The 17,512-nt window shown below is 64.3% G+C and carries 17 protein-coding genes; 12 read left to right on the plus strand and 5 right to left on the minus strand.

The features are described from left to right. The first annotated feature begins 91 nt into the window (after positions 1 to 91). The 6 genes from ACA027_RS09310 to ACA027_RS09335 all read left to right on the plus strand — a co-directional run bounded on the left by ACA027_RS09310 (position 92) and on the right by ACA027_RS09335 (position 4,108). Positions 92 to 868: a 2OG-Fe dioxygenase family protein gene (locus tag ACA027_RS09310; RefSeq protein ID WP_370682092.1), complete on the plus strand. Its 777-nt coding sequence runs from the start codon at positions 92 to 94 to the stop codon at positions 866 to 868. A 114-nt stretch (positions 869 to 982) separates the two neighbouring features. Next, positions 983 to 1,420: a universal stress protein gene (locus tag ACA027_RS09315; RefSeq protein WP_370682094.1), complete on the plus strand. Its 438-nt coding sequence runs from the start codon at positions 983 to 985 to the stop codon at positions 1,418 to 1,420. A 160-nt stretch (positions 1,421 to 1,580) separates the two neighbouring features. Then, positions 1,581 to 2,699 carry an NAD(P)/FAD-dependent oxidoreductase gene (locus tag ACA027_RS09320; protein ID WP_370682095.1) on the plus strand — a complete coding sequence of 373 codons (1,119 nt, stop codon included), beginning with the start codon at positions 1,581 to 1,583 and terminating at the stop codon, positions 2,697 to 2,699. A gap of 143 nt (positions 2,700 to 2,842) precedes the next feature. Further along, the gene (locus tag ACA027_RS09325; protein WP_370682096.1) at positions 2,843 to 3,154 is read left to right on the plus strand and encodes a DUF883 family protein; all 312 of its coding nucleotides are present in this window, start codon (positions 2,843 to 2,845) and stop codon (positions 3,152 to 3,154) included. 196 nt (positions 3,155 to 3,350) lie between these two features. After that, entirely contained in the window at positions 3,351 to 3,746 is a 396-nt protein-coding gene (locus ACA027_RS09330; RefSeq protein ID WP_370682097.1) for a phage holin family protein, read from the plus strand. Continuing rightward, complete coding sequence (locus tag ACA027_RS09335; RefSeq protein WP_370682098.1) at positions 3,743 to 4,108, plus strand: hypothetical protein; 366 nt, start codon at positions 3,743 to 3,745, stop codon at positions 4,106 to 4,108. The genes ACA027_RS09330 and ACA027_RS09335 overlap by 4 nt, the downstream gene beginning before the upstream one ends. 115 nt (positions 4,109 to 4,223) lie before the next feature. Here the strand turns inward: ACA027_RS09335 and ACA027_RS09340 are convergent, their stop codons facing one another. Further along, entirely contained in the window at positions 4,224 to 5,159 is a 936-nt protein-coding gene (locus ACA027_RS09340) for a helix-turn-helix domain-containing protein (protein WP_370682099.1), read from the minus strand. Between the two features lie 244 nt (positions 5,160 to 5,403). On the opposite strand from ACA027_RS09340, the gene ACA027_RS09345 reads away from it, so the two are divergent. Then, the gene (locus tag ACA027_RS09345) at positions 5,404 to 6,681 is read left to right on the plus strand and encodes a cytochrome P450 (RefSeq protein WP_370682550.1); all 1,278 of its coding nucleotides are present in this window, start codon (positions 5,404 to 5,406) and stop codon (positions 6,679 to 6,681) included. A 3-nt stretch (positions 6,682 to 6,684) separates the two neighbouring features. On the opposite strand, the gene fusA is transcribed toward ACA027_RS09345, so the two are convergent. After that, on the minus strand, positions 6,685 to 8,796 hold the full coding sequence (gene fusA / locus ACA027_RS09350) for an elongation factor G (RefSeq protein ID WP_370682100.1): 2,112 nt from the start codon (positions 8,794 to 8,796) through the stop codon (positions 6,685 to 6,687). Positions 8,797 to 9,242: 446 nt separating this feature from the next. On the opposite strand from fusA, the gene ACA027_RS09355 reads away from it, so the two are divergent. Then, positions 9,243 to 9,581, plus strand: a complete 339-nt coding sequence (locus ACA027_RS09355; protein ID WP_370682101.1) for an ArsR/SmtB family transcription factor — start codon at positions 9,243 to 9,245, stop codon at positions 9,579 to 9,581. A gap of 275 nt (positions 9,582 to 9,856) precedes the next feature. On the opposite strand, the gene ACA027_RS09360 is transcribed toward ACA027_RS09355, so the two are convergent. After that, positions 9,857 to 10,903, minus strand: a complete 1,047-nt coding sequence (locus ACA027_RS09360; RefSeq protein WP_370682102.1) for a quinone-dependent dihydroorotate dehydrogenase — start codon at positions 10,901 to 10,903, stop codon at positions 9,857 to 9,859. A 34-nt stretch (positions 10,904 to 10,937) separates the two neighbouring features. Here ACA027_RS09360 and rpiA point away from each other — a divergent pair, with 34 nt between their 5' ends. Continuing rightward, positions 10,938 to 11,636, plus strand: a complete 699-nt coding sequence (gene rpiA / locus ACA027_RS09365) for a ribose-5-phosphate isomerase RpiA (protein WP_370682103.1) — start codon at positions 10,938 to 10,940, stop codon at positions 11,634 to 11,636. A gap of 126 nt (positions 11,637 to 11,762) precedes the next feature. Here the strand turns inward: rpiA and ACA027_RS09370 are convergent, their stop codons facing one another. Beyond that, positions 11,763 to 12,797, minus strand: coding sequence for a P1 family peptidase (locus tag ACA027_RS09370; RefSeq protein WP_370682104.1), 1,035 nt, complete (start codon positions 12,795 to 12,797; stop codon positions 11,763 to 11,765). A gap of 158 nt (positions 12,798 to 12,955) precedes the next feature. On the opposite strand from ACA027_RS09370, the gene ACA027_RS09375 reads away from it, so the two are divergent. From ACA027_RS09375 to ACA027_RS09385, 3 genes are all read left to right on the plus strand, one after another. Beyond that, positions 12,956 to 13,789 (plus strand): MetQ/NlpA family ABC transporter substrate-binding protein, encoded by an 834-nt coding sequence (locus ACA027_RS09375; RefSeq protein ID WP_370682105.1) that lies wholly within the window; start codon positions 12,956 to 12,958, stop codon positions 13,787 to 13,789. A gap of 164 nt (positions 13,790 to 13,953) precedes the next feature. Continuing rightward, a complete protein-coding gene (locus ACA027_RS09380; protein WP_370682106.1) occupies positions 13,954 to 15,003 on the plus strand; it encodes a porin in 1,050 nt (349 codons plus the stop codon). A 311-nt stretch (positions 15,004 to 15,314) separates the two neighbouring features. Next, entirely contained in the window at positions 15,315 to 16,145 is an 831-nt protein-coding gene (locus ACA027_RS09385; RefSeq protein ID WP_370682107.1) for a MetQ/NlpA family ABC transporter substrate-binding protein, read from the plus strand. Between the two features lie 63 nt (positions 16,146 to 16,208). Here the strand turns inward: ACA027_RS09385 and ACA027_RS09390 are convergent, their stop codons facing one another. Further along, positions 16,209 to 17,417, minus strand: a complete 1,209-nt coding sequence (locus ACA027_RS09390) for a leucine-rich repeat-containing protein kinase family protein (RefSeq protein WP_370682108.1) — start codon at positions 17,415 to 17,417, stop codon at positions 16,209 to 16,211. Positions 17,418 to 17,512 lie beyond the last annotated feature (95 nt).

Genomic DNA, 17,512 nt, shown 5'->3' on the forward strand with positions numbered 1-17,512 from the left:
CCACTGCGCAGCGAGCCATGCCGAAAAAGCACAGCCACTGCGGCGGCGGCAGCTGCTGAAGCTGCTGCAGCGGCGTTAAGCTCGGGGCACCATGTCCCAACTGAGCTTCGCCCCTCCCTATCACTCGCCCGCCCATGTCGAGGCACAGATCCGCGACCACGGTTTTGCCGTGCTCCAGCCTTCGGATGTGGCGCTGTGGCTGGGCACCACATTGGGCGAGCTGCACCAGATGGATGCCGACTGGCCCGGGCTGCCGGCCGATGCCTTTTTGCGCGATGGCGGTCGCTACCGCTACCGCCGCCACTCCTGCTTTGTGGTGGAGCAGGGCGTGGTGCAGCAAGTGCCGCACCGTGCGCACTGGCAGCCGGTGGAGTACAACGCCTTGCACGGCGGCATGCAGCGCCTGTTCGCCCCCATGCAGGAGGCCACGGTGGCCCTGCCGGTGTGGCAGCAACTGGTAGAGCAGTTGGCGGTGTTGTCCAGTGCCCTGTTTGACCCGGCGGGGCCGGTGCCCGGCCCCTGCTATGTGGAGGCGCACCAGTTTCGCATCGACACCGCCAACGGCATTGGAAGGCCCACCCCCGAAGGCGCGCACCGCGACGGTGTGGATCTGGTGGCCGTGTTCCTGGTCAACCGCGCGCAGATCAAGGGCGGCGAGACGCGGGTGTTCGAGGCCAATGGCCCGGCAGGCCAGCGCTTCACGCTGACCGAGCCCTGGTCGCTGATGCTGCTGGATGACGCCCGCATGATCCACGAATCGACCCCCATACAACCGCTGCAGGATGGTGGCGTGCGCGACACCCTGGTGGTGACCTGCCGCCGTGGCGCATTTCAAGGTGACAATGCACCGCAATCCCTGCAAGATTGACCAAGGTCAAGCGGCGATCCGGCCTGCCGCTGCAGACTGATAAGCAAGGGTTGTTGACGGCACTGCCAGCAGCCCACCCCTCTTCTCAACAGGAAAAGCCAGGAGTTTTCTTCCATGTTCAAGCACATTCTCGTTCCCGTAGACGGTTCCGAAACCTCGATGCTGTCGGTGGCCAAGGCGGCCGGTCTGGCCAAGGCCTTTGGCAGCGAAGTGACGGCGGTCTACGTGCTGGACCCCTATCCCTTCACCGGCGTGGGCGCAGATTTCGCCTATGGCCAGGCCCAGTACCTGAGCGCCGCCACGGCCGAAGCCAATACCGCGCTGGAAGCCGTGAAGAAGCTGATGACCGAAGCCGGCGTGGAAGTCAAAACCATGGTGGGCGAGGGCCATGCCATCCACGAAGGCATTGTGCGCGTGGGTGACTCCGTGGGCGCTGACCTGATCGTCATGGGCTCGCACGGCCGCCGTGGTCTGGAAAAGCTGGTGCTGGGCAGCGTGGCCCAGCGCGTGCTGAGCGCAGCCCGCATCCCGGTGCTGGTGGTGCGCCAGTAAGGCGCAGAGACCTTCAGCAAAAACAAAGGCAGCCCAGGCTGCCTTTTTTGATGCTGCGGCAGGTCTGCATCGTGTTTTTTTCTACGCGCCATCAAAAATCCCCGGACAATGTTTGCCACGCTGCTGTGGGCGGCGCTGGATATAAAACGAGGAGCGAACAATGGTGGACAGGGTTGGATGCGTGGTCATAGGCGCCGGCGTTGTAGGGCTGGCCGTGGCCAGGGCGCTGGCGCTTGCGGGGCGGGAAGTGTTGGTGCTGGAGCAGTCGGAGGCCATAGGCACGGGCACCAGCTCGCGCAACAGCGAGGTGATTCACGCCGGCATCTACTATCCCCAGGGCTCGCTCAAGGCGCGGCTGTGCGTGGAGGGCAAGCAGATGCTGTATACCTATTGCGATGCGCGTGGCGTGCCCTATAAGCGTTGCGGCAAGCTGATCGTGGCCACCTCGGCCGAGCAGGTGCCGCAGCTGGAAACCATACGCCACAAGGCCATGGCCAATGGCGTGACCGATCTGGTGCCACTGTCGCGCGCGGAGGCCAGGGCCATGGAGCCGGCACTGGAATGCGAGGCCGCGCTGCACTCGCCCAGCACCGGCATTGTGGACAGCCACGCGCTGATGCTGGCGCTGCAGGGCGATCTGGAAAACGCCGGCGGCATGGTGGTCTGCCACGCCGAGGTGGATCAGGCCGCACTGCAGGCCGATGGCAGCTGGCAGATTTCCACGCGAGACGGGACGGTGCTGCAGACACCGCTGCTGGTGAATGCCGCTGGCTACTGGGCGCCGGTGCTGGCCCAGCGCTTTGAAGGGCTGGCGGCAAAGCATATCCCCACGGCGCATTACGCCAAGGGCAACTACTTTGTACTCAGCGGCCGTGCGCCGTTCTCGCAGCTGATCTACCCCATCCCCGAGGCCGCAGGCCTGGGCGTGCACCTGACGCTGGACCTGGGTGGCCAGGCCAAGTTCGGCCCGGACGTGGAGTGGGTGGACGACCCGCAGCAGCTGCAGGTGGACCCGCGCCGGGGCGACGGCTTTTATGCCGAAGTGCGCCGCTACTGGCCGGCGTTGCCCGATGATTCCCTGGTGGCCGGCTATGCGGGCATACGCCCCAAGATCTCCGGCCCACACGAAGCGGCGGCCGACTTCTGCATTCAGGGGCCGCAGACCCATGGCGCTGCAGGCCTGGTCAATCTGTTCGGCATTGAGTCGCCGGGCCTGACCAGCTGCCTGGCCGTGGCCGAGCAGGTGGTGCAGACGGTGGAGGCCGCTGCAGTTGCTTGAGAATTGCTTGAGGGGGTGCCTGTGCCTTGGTCTGCACTCGCTGGTCAAGCCGCTGGCATTCGTTAAGATGGACTGGTCTTTTTGAGAATTTCGGCGGCCTTGGCCGCTGCAATCTGCTTCATTCCACAAGAAAGGTGCTAACCATGTCGTTTTCTGTCTCCGATACCGTTTCCAACGCCCAGGCTGACCTGGAGAAGCTGGTGGGCGACCTGCGCGGTCTGCTGGCCAGCAAGGATCTGGACGCTGTGCCCGATATCCATGTGCTGCGCCAGCGCCTGGACGACGGCATCAGCAATGCCCGTGACTCCGCCGTGCGCGCAGCCCAGGACGCAGCCCGCCAGGCCAAGGAGGCCGCCATCGCTGCCGACCGCTACGCCCATGACGAACCCTGGCGCGTAGCCGGTGCCGCCCTGGCCGTGGGCGCGCTGGTGGGCTTTTTGCTGGCCCGTCGTTAAAGCGCTGCGGTGGCCAAGCCACCGCTACCCACAAGCCGCCAGCCTTGCGTGTTGCCGCATTCCGCGTACGGCATGAGGCTGGCGCTTTCCCAAGTCAGGGACAGCGAGCAAGGGCCGCCCGTAGCGAAGCTGTCGTTCCCCTTTAAGGGGGCGATGCGCAGCAGCTCAAGGGGTGGCCAGAAAGGAAGCACAAGCCGTGAATTGGTTATCCGCACTGGGATTGGATGCACTGCTGGCCCGTTATCGGGCCGCTGTCGTTGAGGTGGCCACTGCCGCAGAAGACCGGGTGGATCTGGCCAAGCTGGAGTGGAAGCTGCAGCGCAACCGCATGCAGGTCATTTTGGTGCTGGCCATTGCACTGGGCGGGCTGACCGTGGTGGCACTGGGCCTGCTGTCGTTGGCCGTGCTGATCCATTTCTGGGACAGCCCCGACCGCAGCACCGTGGCCTGGGTGATTGCCGCTGTGTGGGTGGCCGCCTGGATGGGTGTGCTGTGGGCGCTGTTGTCGGCGCTGCGCAAAATGCGTGCGCCCTTTGTGCAGACCCGGGCCGAGCTGGCCCGCGATTGGCAATCCCTCAAGGAGAAGCTGTGAGCGAAACCCCTATCCAGTCTGCCGCTTCGTCTGTGGCCCCAGGCTCCGCTCTGGCAGCGTTGGAAAAAGAAGCGCGCTGGGCCCATGCCACCGTGCAGGAGCAGGCCGTGCTGCGCCGCATTGCGCAGCAGCGCGATCGCCTGGCCGCTCGCAAGGCAGCCAAGCAGCAGGCACGCACTTTGCAAGCCCAGACCCAGGCCATTCCTGCCGATGCCCCCTTTGTGGAGCGCGCGCTGGCTTTTGCCCGCTTGCACCCGCTGGCCTCCGTGGGCCTGGTGGGCGTGGCCCTGTGGGTGGGGCCGCGCAAGCTGATGCGTGTGGGCATGGCCGTGTTGCCGCTGCTGTCCAAGCTGCGCCGCTGAAAACGTTCAGCTTTTCGCTGTTTTTGCCGTTACAGGCAGATGTAGAAAGCAGTTGTAGCTATCAAAAACAAAGCCCGTGGCAGTTTTGCCATGGGCTTTGTTTTTGGGAATGTCGCTATATCCAGAGCCGGTAGGGCCAGAACGACTCGTCCTGCTCGTATCTGCGTGCGAACTCGGCGGGAGAAAATCCCGTGATCCTGTGCACGGCCCGGCTCATATGCGCCTGGTCGGAAAAGCCGCCTTGCAGCGCCAGGTCGGCATAGTCCAGGGTCAGGCCTTGCTGCTGGCGGCGCACACCTTCCTCAAACAAGGCTTCGGTGCGCACAATGGCCTGCCATTCGCGCACCGAGCGCCCGCTGAACAGCTTGATGCGCCGCTCCACCTGGCGTGGTCCCAGCTGGGCGCGCCATGCGCGCGCCTTGAGCCCCAGGCGCATCAGCCAATGTCGGCCCGATGCGGCCAGCGATGGCGGTGCCTCTGCGTCGCAACTTCGAACCTCGCGCCAGCGCGGCGCCAGATGCTGCTCCAGCACGGCCATGAGTGTCCGGCCGTCCTGCGCCGCGAGCAGGGCCTCGCACAAGGGCTGCCACGCGGGGCCCAGTGCCTGTGCTGCGGGCACAAAGCAGTCCTGTGTGGCCTGCAGATCCAGACCGAACAGCTGCTGCGCCGCATCGGGAGAAAAACAGGCCATGCCGCCATAGCCTGCATCCGGCATCCAGCCCACCGTGGGCCGGGTCTGGCTGCCCGAAAGCATGACGGGGCTTTCATATTCCTGCCACAGGCTGCGGCCGTCGGCGGTCTGCACCACCATGCCATTGCGGCCTTGCTGCGTCCAGGACAGGCAGACCATGGGCGTGGCGGGGAAATGCGAAAGCCTTTGCGCGTCGCTGAGTCCCAGCCCCCGGGTGTCTCTGCACACCAGGGCCTGCAAGCCGCCTTGCAAGCTGGGTGGTGGCAGATACAGCTGCGCATGCGGCGCGCACCCTTGCCAGCGGGGTGCTCTGGCCTGCGCGGGTGGGCAGGTGGGCAAGGAAAGAGAGGCGGCGTGCATGAACCCAGTGTAGAGCGACCTCTGTGTACGGGCGCGCTACAACCCGGATGACGTTTTCGTTCAAGACCCGAAGCGGCGGCAAGACCAGCATGGGGCCATGAACCACCGCACCACACCTTCCGATAGCGCAGGCCAGACCTGTCCTTTTGCTGCACGCCAGCCCGCTACGCGCGTCGACGCCGCGTCATCTCCCTGGCCGCCGGGCCCGCCCTCGGGGCTGGCGGGCTGGGGTCTGCTCAGGCAGATGGCGGGCGATATGTTGGGGACCTTGTCCGCATGGCAGCGGCGTTATGGCGATGTCTTTCATGTGCGCACCTGGCCCGAGCACCAGGTCATGATCACGGACCCGGCCCTGGTGCGCGAGCTGCTCGTGGGCCAGAACCAGGCACTGATCCGCTGGGAGCATGGTCTTCGGGTGCTTTCTCAGCTGCACGGGCGCAGCGTGCTGATCAGCGAGGGAGAAGCCTGGCGCAGCAAACGCCAGGCCCTGGTGCCCTTGTTTGCCCCCAAGGCCATGCAGGCCCGGGTGCCGGAGTTGGCCATGACGATAGCCAGCGCTCTGGATACCTGGCCCAGCCAAGCCGAGGACTGGCCCGTCGAGGAGGCGATCACCGCTTTGACCATGGACATCATCATGCGTCTGGTCTTTTCCCTGCCCATAGGCGAGCATGGGGCGCAGGCCCAGCACAGTCTGCGTGTGTTGAGCCATGCGGCCGATCGCGAGTTTTACTGGCGCTGGCACTGGCCCGACTTCATGCCCTGGAAAAAGGCCAAGCGCGAGACCAAGGCCTGGCTGCATGGCTTTATCGACCGCCAGGTCCAGGCGCGCCTACAAATGAAGGAGGGGCCCGAGGACTTGCTGGGCCGCTTGCTTGCATTGCACCGCGAACAGCCCCAGACCTGGAGCCTGCAGGCCGTGCGCGATGAATGCATGACCGCGTTTTTGGCCGGCCATGAAACGGTGGCCAGCACGCTGACCTGGTGGGCCTGGTGCATGGCGGCCCATCCCGAAGCGCAGCAGGCTGCGGCCCAGGAGGTTGCGCAGCAGTTGCAGGGCCGCCAGCCCACGGCCCAGGACCTGGCCGGCCTGCACCAGCTCAACCTGGGTTTGCAAGAGACCATGCGGCTCTACCCCGCGGCCCCCTTGCTTCTGAGCCGGCGCAGCACCCAGCCCATTGCGCTGGGGCCCTGGCGCTTTCCCGCGCGCACCATGTTCATGTTGCCGCTGGGGCTGATGCAGCGCGATGCACGCTGGTTTCCCGAACCCGATGCCTTCAGGCCCGAACGCTTTGAAGCGCCCATGGAGCGCGGCAGCTTTATGCCATTTGGTGCCGGGCCGCGTGTGTGCCTGGGCCAGCATCTGGCCAGCACGGAGATGGTGGTGATTGCCGCCATGCTGCTGCAGCGCTTTGTATTGCAGCCTCTGCCCGGGGCCCAGCCGCCCCAGCCCAGGCTGCACATCACGCTGCGGCCGGCCACACCGCTGCGGCTCAGGCTGCGGCGGCGTGGAGTACAGAACTAAAGGCTAACGACTGCGCGCATTGACCACGGCATCGGCCACATTGCTCGGCGCTTCGCTGTAGCGCTTGAACTCCATGCTGTAGGTAGCGCGGCCCTGGCTCATGGAGCGCAGCTGGGTGGCATAGCCAAACATCTCGGACAGTGGCACCTCGGCCTTGATGCTCTTGCCGCCGCCGGCGATGTCGTCCATGCCTTGCACCATGCCGCGGCGTGAGGACAGATCGCCCATCACCGAGCCGGCATAGTCTTCGGGCGTTTCCACCTCCACCGCCATCATGGGCTCCAGGAGCACCGGGCTGGCCTGCTTCATGCCGTCCTTGAAGCCGAAGATGGCTGCCATCTTGAAGGCTTGCTCGGACGAGTCCACGTCGTGGTAGGAGCCAAAGGTCAGGCGCACGCGCACATCCACCACCGGATAGCCCGCCAGCACGCCGGAGGTGATGGCCTCGAGCACGCCTTTTTCCACGGCCGGGATGTACTCGCGCGGCACAACGCCGCCCTTGATCTCGTCGGCGAACTCAAAGCCCTTGCCGGCCTCGAGCGGCTCCAGCGTGAACACCACATGACCGTACTGGCCCTTGCCACCGGACTGGCGCACAAACTTGCCGTCCACATCGCTGACACGCTTGCGTATGGTCTCGCGGTAGGCCACCTGGGGCTTGCCCACATTGGCCTCCACATTGAACTCGCGCTTCATGCGGTCGACGATGATTTCCAGGTGCAGCTCACCCATGCCGGCGATGATGGTCTGGCCGGACTCCGGGTCGCTGCGCACGCGCAGCGAGGGGTCTTCCGCTGCCAGGCGCGACAGGGCCAGGCCCATTCTTTCCTGGTCGGTCTTGGCCCTGGGCTCTATGGCCTGGGCAATCACCGGCTCGGGAAAGCTCATCTTCTCCAGCACGATGGGGGCGCTGGGGTCGCACAGCGTCTCGCCCGTGGTCACGTCCTTCAGGCCCACGCAGGCGGCAATATCGCCGGCGCGGATCTCGTCGATTTCCAGGCGCTCGTTGGCATGCATTTGCACGATGCGGCCGATGCGCTCCTTCTTGCCGCGAATGGGGTTGTAGACCACATCACCCTTGGACAGCACGCCCGAATACACGCGCACAAAGGTGAGCTGGCCCACGAATGGGTCGGTCATCAGCTTGAAGGCCAGGGCGGCGAATTTTTCACTGTCGTCGGCATGGCGCACCAGGGTGGCGCTGTCGTCACTGTCCTCGCTGTGGCCCAGCACGGGCGGCACATCCAGCGGCGAGGGCATGAGCTCCACCACGGCGTCCAGCAGGCGCTGCACCCCCTTGTTCTTGAAGGCCGAGCCGCACAGCATGGGCTGGATCTCGGTGGCAATGGTGCGCAGGCGCAGGCCGGCAATGATGTCGGCCTCGGGCAGATCACCATCGTTCAGGTAGCGGTCGGTCAGCTCCTCACTGGCCTCGGCCGCGGCCTCGACCATTTTCAGGCGCCATTCGGCAGCCAAAGCCTGCAGCTCGGCCGGGATCTCGCGGTACTCGAACTTCATGCCCTGGCTGGCGTCGTCCCAGTAGATGGCCCGCATCTTGACCAAATCGACCACGCCGGCAAACCCTGCCTCGGCGCCGATGGGGATCACGATGGGCACGGGGTGGGCCTTGAGCCGGTCCACCATCATCTGGCGCACGCGGAAGAAGTCCGCTCCGGTGCGGTCCATTTTGTTGACAAAGGCCAGGCGCGGCACCTTGTACTTATTGGCCTGGCGCCACACGGTTTCGGACTGGGGCTGCACGCCACCGACCGAGTCATAAACCATGACGGCGCCGTCGAGCACGCGCATGGAGCGCTCCACCTCGATGGTGAAGTCCACGTGGCCGGGGGTGTCGATGATGTTGATGCGGTGGGCCGGGAAGTTGCGCTCCATGCCCGACCAGAAAGCCGTGGTGGCCGCCGAGGTGATGGTGATGCCGCGCTCTTGCTCCTGGGCCATCCAGTCCATGGTGGCGGCACCGTCATGCACCTCGCCCAGCTTGTGGCTCACCCCGGTGTAGAACAGGATGCGCTCGGTCGTGGTGGTCTTGCCGGCGTCGATGTGCGCGGAGATGCCGATGTTGCGATAGCGTTCTATGGGAGTGTGGCGGGCCATGGTGACCTCCTTGGGTGTAGCCGCGAAAGTGATTCTGCGCTGGAAAAATGACAAGCGCTGCACCTGTAGCGCCGGCGCGGAATCGGAAGCAGTAAATATTAAATGTACGAAGACATTCGTACTGTTAGCATGGGTATTGCCTGCCGGCGCACAATAAAGACTTGGCGTGTAGTGATTGCGACAAGCTGGCAGCTCCCAGTGATTCAGAGCGAAGTGTTCTTGTGTCCATGGCCTTAAAACAGGCGCGTACCAAGACCAGGGCAGCGCGTAGGGGCCTAAGCCGGCCGCCCCGCAGCGCTGCTGCCGTCCACCTCCCGCGCAGCGAGAGAGGGGGAAGGCGCCAAAGGCGACTCAGGGGGAGTTAGAACTTATGGCACATTACGCGGCTTTGCTTGTTACATGTCCGGGGCTGTTGCAACAGCCCCGGCACTGGACCGAACGGAGCCATGATTCCCAACCACCCTGAACGCGCGCAGATTCGCCTGGAGAACTTGCTCACCGCCCTGGGCAACCCCTTGCGCCTGGCCATCGTGCGCCAGCTGGCGCAGCTGGCCGAGGGCGAGGAACGCAGCTGCGGCTCGCTGCTGCGTGACCAGAGCAAGTCCACCATGACCCACCACTGGCGCGTGCTACGCAGCAGTGGCGTGATCTGGCAGCGGCCCGCCGGCCGCGAGAATCTGCTGTCCCTGCGCCGCGATGATTTGGAGGCGCGTTTTCCGGGTCTGCTCGATGCCTTGTTGAGCGCGATGGAGAGCGATGCGCTGACCCAGCAAACCACGGCCTAGGAAGCTTGATTTTTCAATCAAAAAGCGCTGTAAGGCTTATGCGGACTGCGTAAGAAGCTATCAAAACAAAAGCCCGCTTGAAAACCAGAGCGGGCTTGGAGGGCGGCCGGAGCGGGCGTCAGAAGTCCGGAGGGCGCTCGGATTTTCTCCACAACGCCCAGACGGCGCTTCAGGCGCGGCGTCTCGCCCGCAGACAGTACGAGATACGGCAAGGGTGAGCAACAAAGCATGAAGCGCCGTCTGGGCGCCCCAAAACGATTCACCTATAAAAACTTCTATCGCATATCGCGCAGGGCGCGGGCGGATTGGAGGATGAGCTCAGGGCCGGCATAGATCAAGCCGCTATAGATCTGCACCACATCAGCCCCGGCCTGAATCTTGGCCACCGCATCTTCGGCGCGCATGATGCCGCCCACGCCGATGATGGGAAAGTCCTTGCCCAGGGCTGCGCGCAGCAGGCGGATCACGCGGTTGCTGGCTTCAAAGGCGGGCGCGCCGCTGAGGCCGCCGGTTTCCTCGGCATGGGCCATGCCTTTCACGGCTTCGCGGCTGATGGTGGTGTTGGTGGCAATCACGCCATCCATGCCGTGGCGGCGCAGCGTGGCGGCAATCACATCCACCTGGGTATCGTCCAGGTCGGGCGCAATCTTCACAAAAATCGGCACGCGGCGGCCTTGCAGGGCGGCCAATTCCTCGCGGCGATCGGCAATGGCGGCGAGCAGCGCGTCCAGCGCCTCATCGCTTTGCAGGGCGCGCAGATTCTTGGTGTTGGGCGAGCTGATGTTCACCGTCACATAGTCGGCGTGGGGGTAGACGCCTTCCAGGCAAGTCAGATAGTCGCGGGTAGCGTCTTCAATGGCCGTGGCGGCGTTCTTGCCGATGTTCAGGCCCAGCAGCATGGGCTTGCCCTGCTGGCGAGCTGTGGACTTTTTGACGTTGGCGATAAAGGCGTCCAGCCCGTCGTTGTTAAAGCCAAGGCGGTTGACCAGAGCCTTGGCCTCGGGAATGCGGAACATGCGGGGCTTGGGGTTGCCCGGCTGGCCTTTGGGGGTGACGGTGCCCACCTCCACAAAGCCAAAGCCCATGGCGGCTAGACCGTCGATCACGCGGGCGTTCTTGTCCAGACCGGCAGCCATGCCCACGCGGTTGGGAAAGTGCAGGCCGGCCAGCGTGACGGGGTCGTTCACCAGTTCATTGGACCAGGCACATTGCAGCGGCGTGTTCTGGCCCCGGGCCAAAGCGTTCATGGTGAAGTCGTGGGCGGCTTCGGGATCCATGCTGAACAGAAAGGGGCGGAGCAGGGCGTAGGGAATAAGGGACATGGAGATAATTCGAGGATTTGCTGGATTTTCCCCCATGACGACCTCTGCTGCACCCCTCACCCAAGATGAACTCAAAACCCTGGTCGGCCAGGCAGCCGTGGCCTATGTGACGCCGGGTGACATCGTGGGGGTGGGCACGGGCTCTACGGTCAACAAATTCATCGATGCCCTGGCCCCCATCAAGGACCAGATCAAGGGCGCGGTCTCCAGCTCCGTGGCCAGCACCGAGCGCCTGAAGGCACTGGGCATCCCCGTGTTCGACGCGAATGAGGTGGACAGCCTGGCGGTCTACATCGACGGCGCCGATGAAATCGACGGCCAGGGCCATATGGTCAAGGGCGGTGGCGCCGCACTGACGCGCGAAAAAATCGTTGCTGCCATGGCCCAGCGCTTTGTCTGCATTGTCGATGCCTCCAAGCTGGTGAAGGCCCTGGGTGCCTTCCCGCTGCCGGTGGAAGTGATTCCCATGGCCACGCAGCAAATCGTGCGCCGCTTTGCCGCCATGGGCGGCCAGGCCACGCTGCGCCTCAAGGACGGCCAGCCCCTGGTGACCGACAACGGCCAGCATATCCTGGACGTGCGTGGCCTCTCGGTGACCGACCCGCTGGCTTTTGAGTCCGAAGTCAACCAGTGGCCCGGCGTGGTCACCGTGGGCGTGTTTGCCCACCAGAAGGCCCACATCTGCCTGATGGGAACGGCAGAGGGCGTGAAGAATATTGCCTACACGCTCTGAACAACCTTCTTCAAAGCCAAGCGCTGCGAAGCGAAGGCTCCCAGGGCTTGTCTGTTCTGGCCATGGCCTTGGCCAGGGTTGGCAGCATGTGCATGCCGTAGGGCCTTGATTGGAGGCGCGATGGGTTTAGCGCTGCCAATCGCTCCAGCTCGGTAGCCGTTCCTGCCCCACCACCTCCACCGACTGGGCCAACAAAATGGCCCGCGCCGTGGCCACTGCTACGGCCTCGGCGGCCAGGGTGAAGAGGGTCATCAGGCCCAAGGTCTTGCCGGCCTGGCCCGTGCCCAGGGCGAACAGCGTGTCGCCGTCGCTCATGGTGTGTACCGGGTTGATGGCGCGCGCCAGACCGTCGTGGGCCACGGTGGCCAGGCGCTGGGCCTGGGGCTTGGTGATTTGGGCGTCGGTGGCCACCACGCCGATGGTGGTGTTGCTGCCGGCCAGAATGGGCCGGGGCTCTTCACCGCGCAAGAGCGCATCGCGGCTGCACAGCAGCTGCTGTCCATCGGCCGTGCGTGCGCCAGCCAGCAACTGGCCGGTGTAGGGGTGGTAGACATCGCCCAGGGCATTGCAGGCCACCAGGGCGCCCACGGTGACGCCATCCACGGTGAAGCTGGCCGTGCCAATGCCGCCCTTCATGGCCCGGGCGGCGCCAAAAATTTTGCCCACCACGGCCCCTGCGCCGGCGCCTACGCTGCCCTCCAACGGGCGTTCGCGGCTGGCGGCCTGGCAGGCTTTGTAGCCGGCAGCGGCATCGGGCCGGATGCGCATATCGCCCAGCATCACATCAAACAGCACGGCGGCGGGTACCAGCGGGATGCGGCCCACGCCAATGTCCAGGCCGGCGCCTTGCTCTTCCAGCCAGCGCACGCAGCCGGTGGCCGCGTCCAGCCCCCAGGCACTTCCGCCGGCCAGGGTGATGCCATGCACCTGCTGCACCAGGTGGCTGGGGTCCAGCAAATCGGTCTCGCGCGTGCCGGGCGCGGCACCGCGCACATCGACACCACCCACGGCGCCTTGCGGGCACAGCACCACGGAGCAGCCGGTGGGGCGGCGCGCATCGCTGTGGTGGCCCACGGTGATGCCTTGCACGCGGGCGATATGGCCGTTGTGGGCCAGCAGGTCATGGACGGAGGCGGGAGCAGGCAGAGGGCTGGTGGTCATGGGGCAGTGTGGTGCTTTATATGCTTTAAGTGATAAACAAATAGGCTTTGATTCTCTAGAGAGTATCCGTGGTGGCCTGATACTTGGAGGTTACATATCGCCGCCAGTGTTTGCCCGCAGGCGCTCTCTTTCTCTCTGTCCTTCGCGAGTCCTTTGATATGAACGCACGCATTTTCTCTCGCCGCCACGCCGTGCTGGCGGCTTCGGCCCTGGCCTTGTCGGCTGCCCTGGGCGCTGCCCCGGCCCTGGCGCAAAACGCCGCCAAGAAAAACCTGTTGATCGGTGCCACCGCGGGCTCCAACTACGACCTGCTGCAAAAAGGCATTGTTCCGCTGCTGCAGAAAAAGGGCTACCAGATCAAGCTGGTGGAGTTCAACGACTATGTCCAGCCCAATCTGGCCTTGTCTGACGGCTCGCTGGATGCCAACTTCTTCCAGCACCGCGCCTACTTTGACCAGTTCACCGCCGACCGCAAGCTGGCGCTGACCGCCATCGCCCAGGGCCCTGTGGCGCCTATGGGTGTCTACAGCAAAAAGCACAAAACCTTGGCCAATGTGAAGACCGGCGCCAAGGTGGCCCTGCCCAATGACCCCAGCAATCTGGCACGCGCGCTGCTGGTGTTGCAGCAAGCCGGCCTGGTGCAGATCAAGCCCGGCGTGAACCCGGCACGCATTTCCGAGCTGGACCTGGCGGCCAATCCGCACAAGCTCAAATTCCTGCCGCTGGAGGCTGCCCAGCTGCCGCGAGTGCTGGAAGACGCCGATTACGTGGTGGTGAACGGCAACTTCGCCATCTCCTCCGGCTTGAAGTTGAGCGAAGCCGTGGCGCTGGAAAAAACCCCCGACCAGTACCTGAATGTGGTGGCGGTGAAGACCGGCAACGAAAACACCGAATGGGCCAAGGACCTGGCCGCTGCCTACCGCTCGCCCGAGTTCAAGGCCGTGGTGGACAGCCAGTTTGTGGGCTACGCCAAGCCGGCCACGCTGCGCTGAGCGGTCCCGCCTGGGTCAGCAACAAGGGCCGCATCTGCGGCCCTTGTTGCTTTTTTACCGCAGATTGCGGCGTAAAACGAAAAAAACGGCCTGCTGTCCTCTGTTCAAAGCCGATTTCTTGTGCACACAGTTGAAAATCCGCCCCGTAGTCACAAGGAAACCCCATGAAAAAAACATTCATCGCCTGCGGCGCCGCTTTGGCCTGCCTGAGCGCCGCCCACGCACAAAGCAATGTCCAGGTCACCGGTCTGGCAGATGCCTATGTCGGCTCCATGAAGCTGGCGGGTCAGGAACGCACCAACCAGGTGGGTTCGGGCGGCATGACCACCTCCTGGTGGGGCGTGCAAGGCACGGAAGACCTGGGCAGCGGCCTGAAGGTCGGTTTCAACCTGGGCGCTTTCTTCCGCCTGGATGAAGGCACGCCCGGTCGCTTCAATGGCGACACCTTCTTTGCCCGCGACGCCAATGTCTGGCTGGGTGGCAATTTCGGTACGGTGCGCCTGGGCCGCTCTATGGCCCCCAACTTCCTGCCCACCATCTTGTTCAACCCCTTTGGCGACTCCTTCACCGTCTCGCCCCTGGTGCTGCATGGCAACACGCCCTGGCCTTCCTTCGCCCAGGACTACCGCACCACGGCCGCTGACACGGGCTGGAGCAACCAGATCACCTACACCACGCCCAAGTTCGGCGGTCTGACGGCCAATGTGCACTACCAGTTCGGCGAGAAGGCCGAGGCCAACAGCAAGAAGAACGTGGCTGCCAACCTGCTGTACCAGCAAGGTGCTCTGGGCCTGACCGCCTTCATCGAGCGTGCCCAGGTGAACAACCCCAGCCTGGCCCTGCTGCCCTACACCAAGCAGAACTGGATGCTGGGCGGCAGCTACGACCTGAGCGTGGCCAAGCTGTTTGCCACCTACGGCCAGTCCAAGAACCGCAACAGCGACACTTACGAAGGCAAGACCTTCTCCCTGGGCGTGGATGTGCCCGTGACCAAGGCTGGCTCCATCAAGGCCGCTTTTGCCCAGACCAAGGTGGAAGCCCGTGCCGTGAACGGCGGCCCGCTGGTGTTTGACGGCAAGCGCTCGACCACCTCCATCGGCTACGACCACAATCTGTCCAAGCGCACCGATGTGTACGGCGTCGTCATGAATGACCGCGTCACCGGCCTGAAGTCGGGCACCAGCGTGATTGCTGGCATTCGCCACCGCTTCTAAGCCGATCTCGGCGGGCTGCATGCCCGCTGTGCATCGCATACCCACCCGGCCTTGGCCGGGTTTTTTTATGCCTGCCACTGCCAGAGTGAGATGTTACATATTGATATGAAGATAAGGATTTGACTTTTTATTCGTTGGGGATTGAAGAGCCTCCCGGGATACTGGCTGTCACAGTTCAACGCAGGCGTGGGTAGATCTCTTGATCCACCGTGAAAAACGGCATAGAGGCATATCCAGATTGCGTGAGCTGCTCACTTTTTAGCTAGCATCATTGCCGCAAGGCGCACCAGAGATTCCAGGAGATTCACCCTATGTTCCCCCTGTCCACCACCCGCCGTTCCATTCTGGCCGCTGCCGTACTGGCTGCCGCTTCCATGGGACTTTCTGCCCCTGCACTGGCCCAGGACGCCAGCAAAAAGCAGCTGGTGATCGGCGGCACGGCCGGCTCCAATATCGACCAGCTGCAGTCCGGCATCGTTCCTTTGCTGCAAAAAAAGGGCTACAAGGTCAAGCTGGTGGAGTTCAACGACTATGTGCAGCCGAACCTGGCGCTGGCCGATGGTTCGCTGGATGCCAACTTCTTCCAGCACGAGGTCTATTTCAACCAGTTCAAGACCGACCGCAAACTGGACCTGGTGGCGCTGACCCAGGGCCCCATCGCTCCCATGGGCGTGTACTCCAAGCAGCGCAAAAGCCTGGCCGAGCTGAAAGAGGGCGACCGCGTGGCCCTGCCCAATGACGCCAGCAACCTGGCGCGCGGCATCTTGCTGCTGCAGCAGGCCGGCCTGGTCAAGCTCAAGGAGGGCGTGAACCCGCTGCGCGTGTCCGAGCTGGATCTGGCCTCCAACCCCAAGAAGATCAAGCTGGTGCCGCTGGATGCCGCCCACCTGCCGCGCGCTCTGGATGATGCGCAGTTCGCCATCATCAATGGCAACTTCGCCATCTCCTCGGGCCTGAAGCTGACCGAGGCCGTGCTGCTGGAGAAGGTGCCTGACCACTATCTGAACATCGTGGCCGTGAAGACCAAGGACAAGGATGCGCAATGGGCCAAGGACCTGGCCGAGGCCTATCGCTCGGCCGAGTTCAAGGCCGTGGTGGACAGCAAGTTTGCCGGCTACGCCAAGCCCAAGTTCTTGCAGTAAACACCTTTGAGCCGGGGGCTGTACCAAGGGGCTGCATTTGCAGCCCCTTTTTTGCAGCAGCGCTTAGCGCGCTGCGGCGTAGAGCTCGTCGCGCAGAATGTCCAGCGCGCGGCGCTCCAGCTGCATCAGGCCCCGGGCCTGGGTGGCCGGCAGGTCGCTCAGCAGCGTGGCGGCACCAAAGTCGCCGAGCAGGGCGCTGCCACTGATGGGGTCCCACAAAATATTGTGGGCATACAGGTCGCCGTGCAGCACGCCGTGCAGGTGCAGATGGCGCACGGCAGCGGTGACTTGGGCCAGGATATGTTGGGCCATGGCGGGTGACAGCTGGAGCTCGGGCGCATAGACATCGCGTGTGCAGCTGCGCAGGCTGGGTGGGCCCGCCAGGGGCCGCATGGCGGCGGGCAGCAGTGGCAGGGCAATGGCCAGCTCGCCTTGAGGGGGCGGAACCACCGTGGCCAAAGGTGTCAGCAACTGGGGGTGCTGGCCGGCGGCCAGGCCTGCTGCCAGCTCGGACTCGGGAGCGCCATCGCTGGTGTGGGCCTGTTGAAAAACCTTGAGCGCCAGGGTCTGGCCATTGCTGTGGCGGGTGGCGCGGTAGACATGGCCGCTGGCCCCACGGCCCAGCAGCTCGTGCATCTGCAAATCACTGCCGAGAATCGATGTTTTCGCAGTGCTGGAAAGCACCTGCTGCTCACTTTTTTGTGTGAATGGATTGCCCGCCAGCGCCAGCCAGGTCAGGCGCGGCAGCTGCAATATGGGCGGTGGTAGGGCCTGCAGGCGGTTGCCAGCCAGGCGCAGCAGCTCCAGCCGGCCGCATTGGGCCAGGCTGTCGGGCAAGACCTGTAGCTGGTTGCAGGCCAGCATCAGCTTTTGCAGCCGGGGGCGCTCTCCCAGGGCAGGGGGCAGGCTGGTGATCTGGTTGTCGGTCAGGATCAGCCAGCGCAGGCGCGGTGGCAGGCTCTCGGGGGAAACGGAGTGGATGCAGCAGGCCTTGAAGCCCAGCATCTCCAGCTCGGGCAGCTGGCCCAGCATGGGCGGCAGGGCCGTGAAGCGGTTGTGCGAGGCAAACAGCACGCGCAGGCGGTGCAGGCGGGCAAAGTCATCGGGCAGGCTGGACAGGCCGGTGCCGGACAGGTCCAGCACCTCCAGCGAATCGGCCAATTGGTATAGGGCGCGGGGGAATTCGGTCAGCGTGCCCACCAGCTTGATCTCGCGCGCGCCAGCCAGCACGCCTTGCTCCAGCTGGCGATGAAACTCAGAAACAGTCCACATAAGGGGCGAGAGTCTAAGCGGACTCCTCCCTGCCTCCGGCCAAATTGGGCGAGAAACGCTGCCAGCCAAGGCCTTGTGTGGCCGCTGTTTGCGCC

Source organism: Comamonas sp. GB3 AK4-5, from assembly GCF_041320665.1.
GTDB lineage: Bacteria > Pseudomonadota > Gammaproteobacteria > Burkholderiales > Burkholderiaceae_C > Comamonas.

Excerpts from the sequence above, each read along its gene's own strand:
- ACA027_RS09310 (WP_370682092.1), top strand. The coding sequence starts at position 92 with ATGTCCCAACTGAGCTTCGCCCCTCCCTATCACTCGCCCGCCCATGTC.
- ACA027_RS09325 (WP_370682096.1), top strand. The coding sequence starts at position 2,843 with ATGTCGTTTTCTGTCTCCGATACCGTTTCCAACGCCCAGGCTGACCTG.
- ACA027_RS09315 (WP_370682094.1), top strand. The coding sequence starts at position 983 with ATGTTCAAGCACATTCTCGTTCCCGTAGACGGTTCCGAAACCTCGATG.
- ACA027_RS09380 (WP_370682106.1), top strand. The coding sequence starts at position 13,954 with ATGAAAAAAACATTCATCGCCTGCGGCGCCGCTTTGGCCTGCCTGAGC.
- ACA027_RS09375 (WP_370682105.1), top strand. The coding sequence starts at position 12,956 with ATGAACGCACGCATTTTCTCTCGCCGCCACGCCGTGCTGGCGGCTTCG.
- ACA027_RS09370 (WP_370682104.1), bottom strand. The coding sequence starts at position 12,797 with ATGACCACCAGCCCTCTGCCTGCTCCCGCCTCCGTCCATGACCTGCTG.
- ACA027_RS09385 (WP_370682107.1), top strand. The coding sequence starts at position 15,315 with ATGTTCCCCCTGTCCACCACCCGCCGTTCCATTCTGGCCGCTGCCGTA.
- ACA027_RS09320 (WP_370682095.1), top strand. The coding sequence starts at position 1,581 with ATGGTGGACAGGGTTGGATGCGTGGTCATAGGCGCCGGCGTTGTAGGG.
- ACA027_RS09390 (WP_370682108.1), bottom strand. The coding sequence starts at position 17,417 with ATGTGGACTGTTTCTGAGTTTCATCGCCAGCTGGAGCAAGGCGTGCTG.
- ACA027_RS09360 (WP_370682102.1), bottom strand. The coding sequence starts at position 10,903 with ATGTCCCTTATTCCCTACGCCCTGCTCCGCCCCTTTCTGTTCAGCATG.
- ACA027_RS09340 (WP_370682099.1), bottom strand. The coding sequence starts at position 5,159 with ATGCACGCCGCCTCTCTTTCCTTGCCCACCTGCCCACCCGCGCAGGCC.
- fusA (WP_370682100.1), bottom strand. The coding sequence starts at position 8,796 with ATGGCCCGCCACACTCCCATAGAACGCTATCGCAACATCGGCATCTCC.
- rpiA (WP_370682103.1), top strand. The coding sequence starts at position 10,938 with ATGACGACCTCTGCTGCACCCCTCACCCAAGATGAACTCAAAACCCTG.
- ACA027_RS09345 (WP_370682550.1), top strand. The coding sequence starts at position 5,404 with ATGGCGGGCGATATGTTGGGGACCTTGTCCGCATGGCAGCGGCGTTAT.
- ACA027_RS09355 (WP_370682101.1), top strand. The coding sequence starts at position 9,243 with ATGATTCCCAACCACCCTGAACGCGCGCAGATTCGCCTGGAGAACTTG.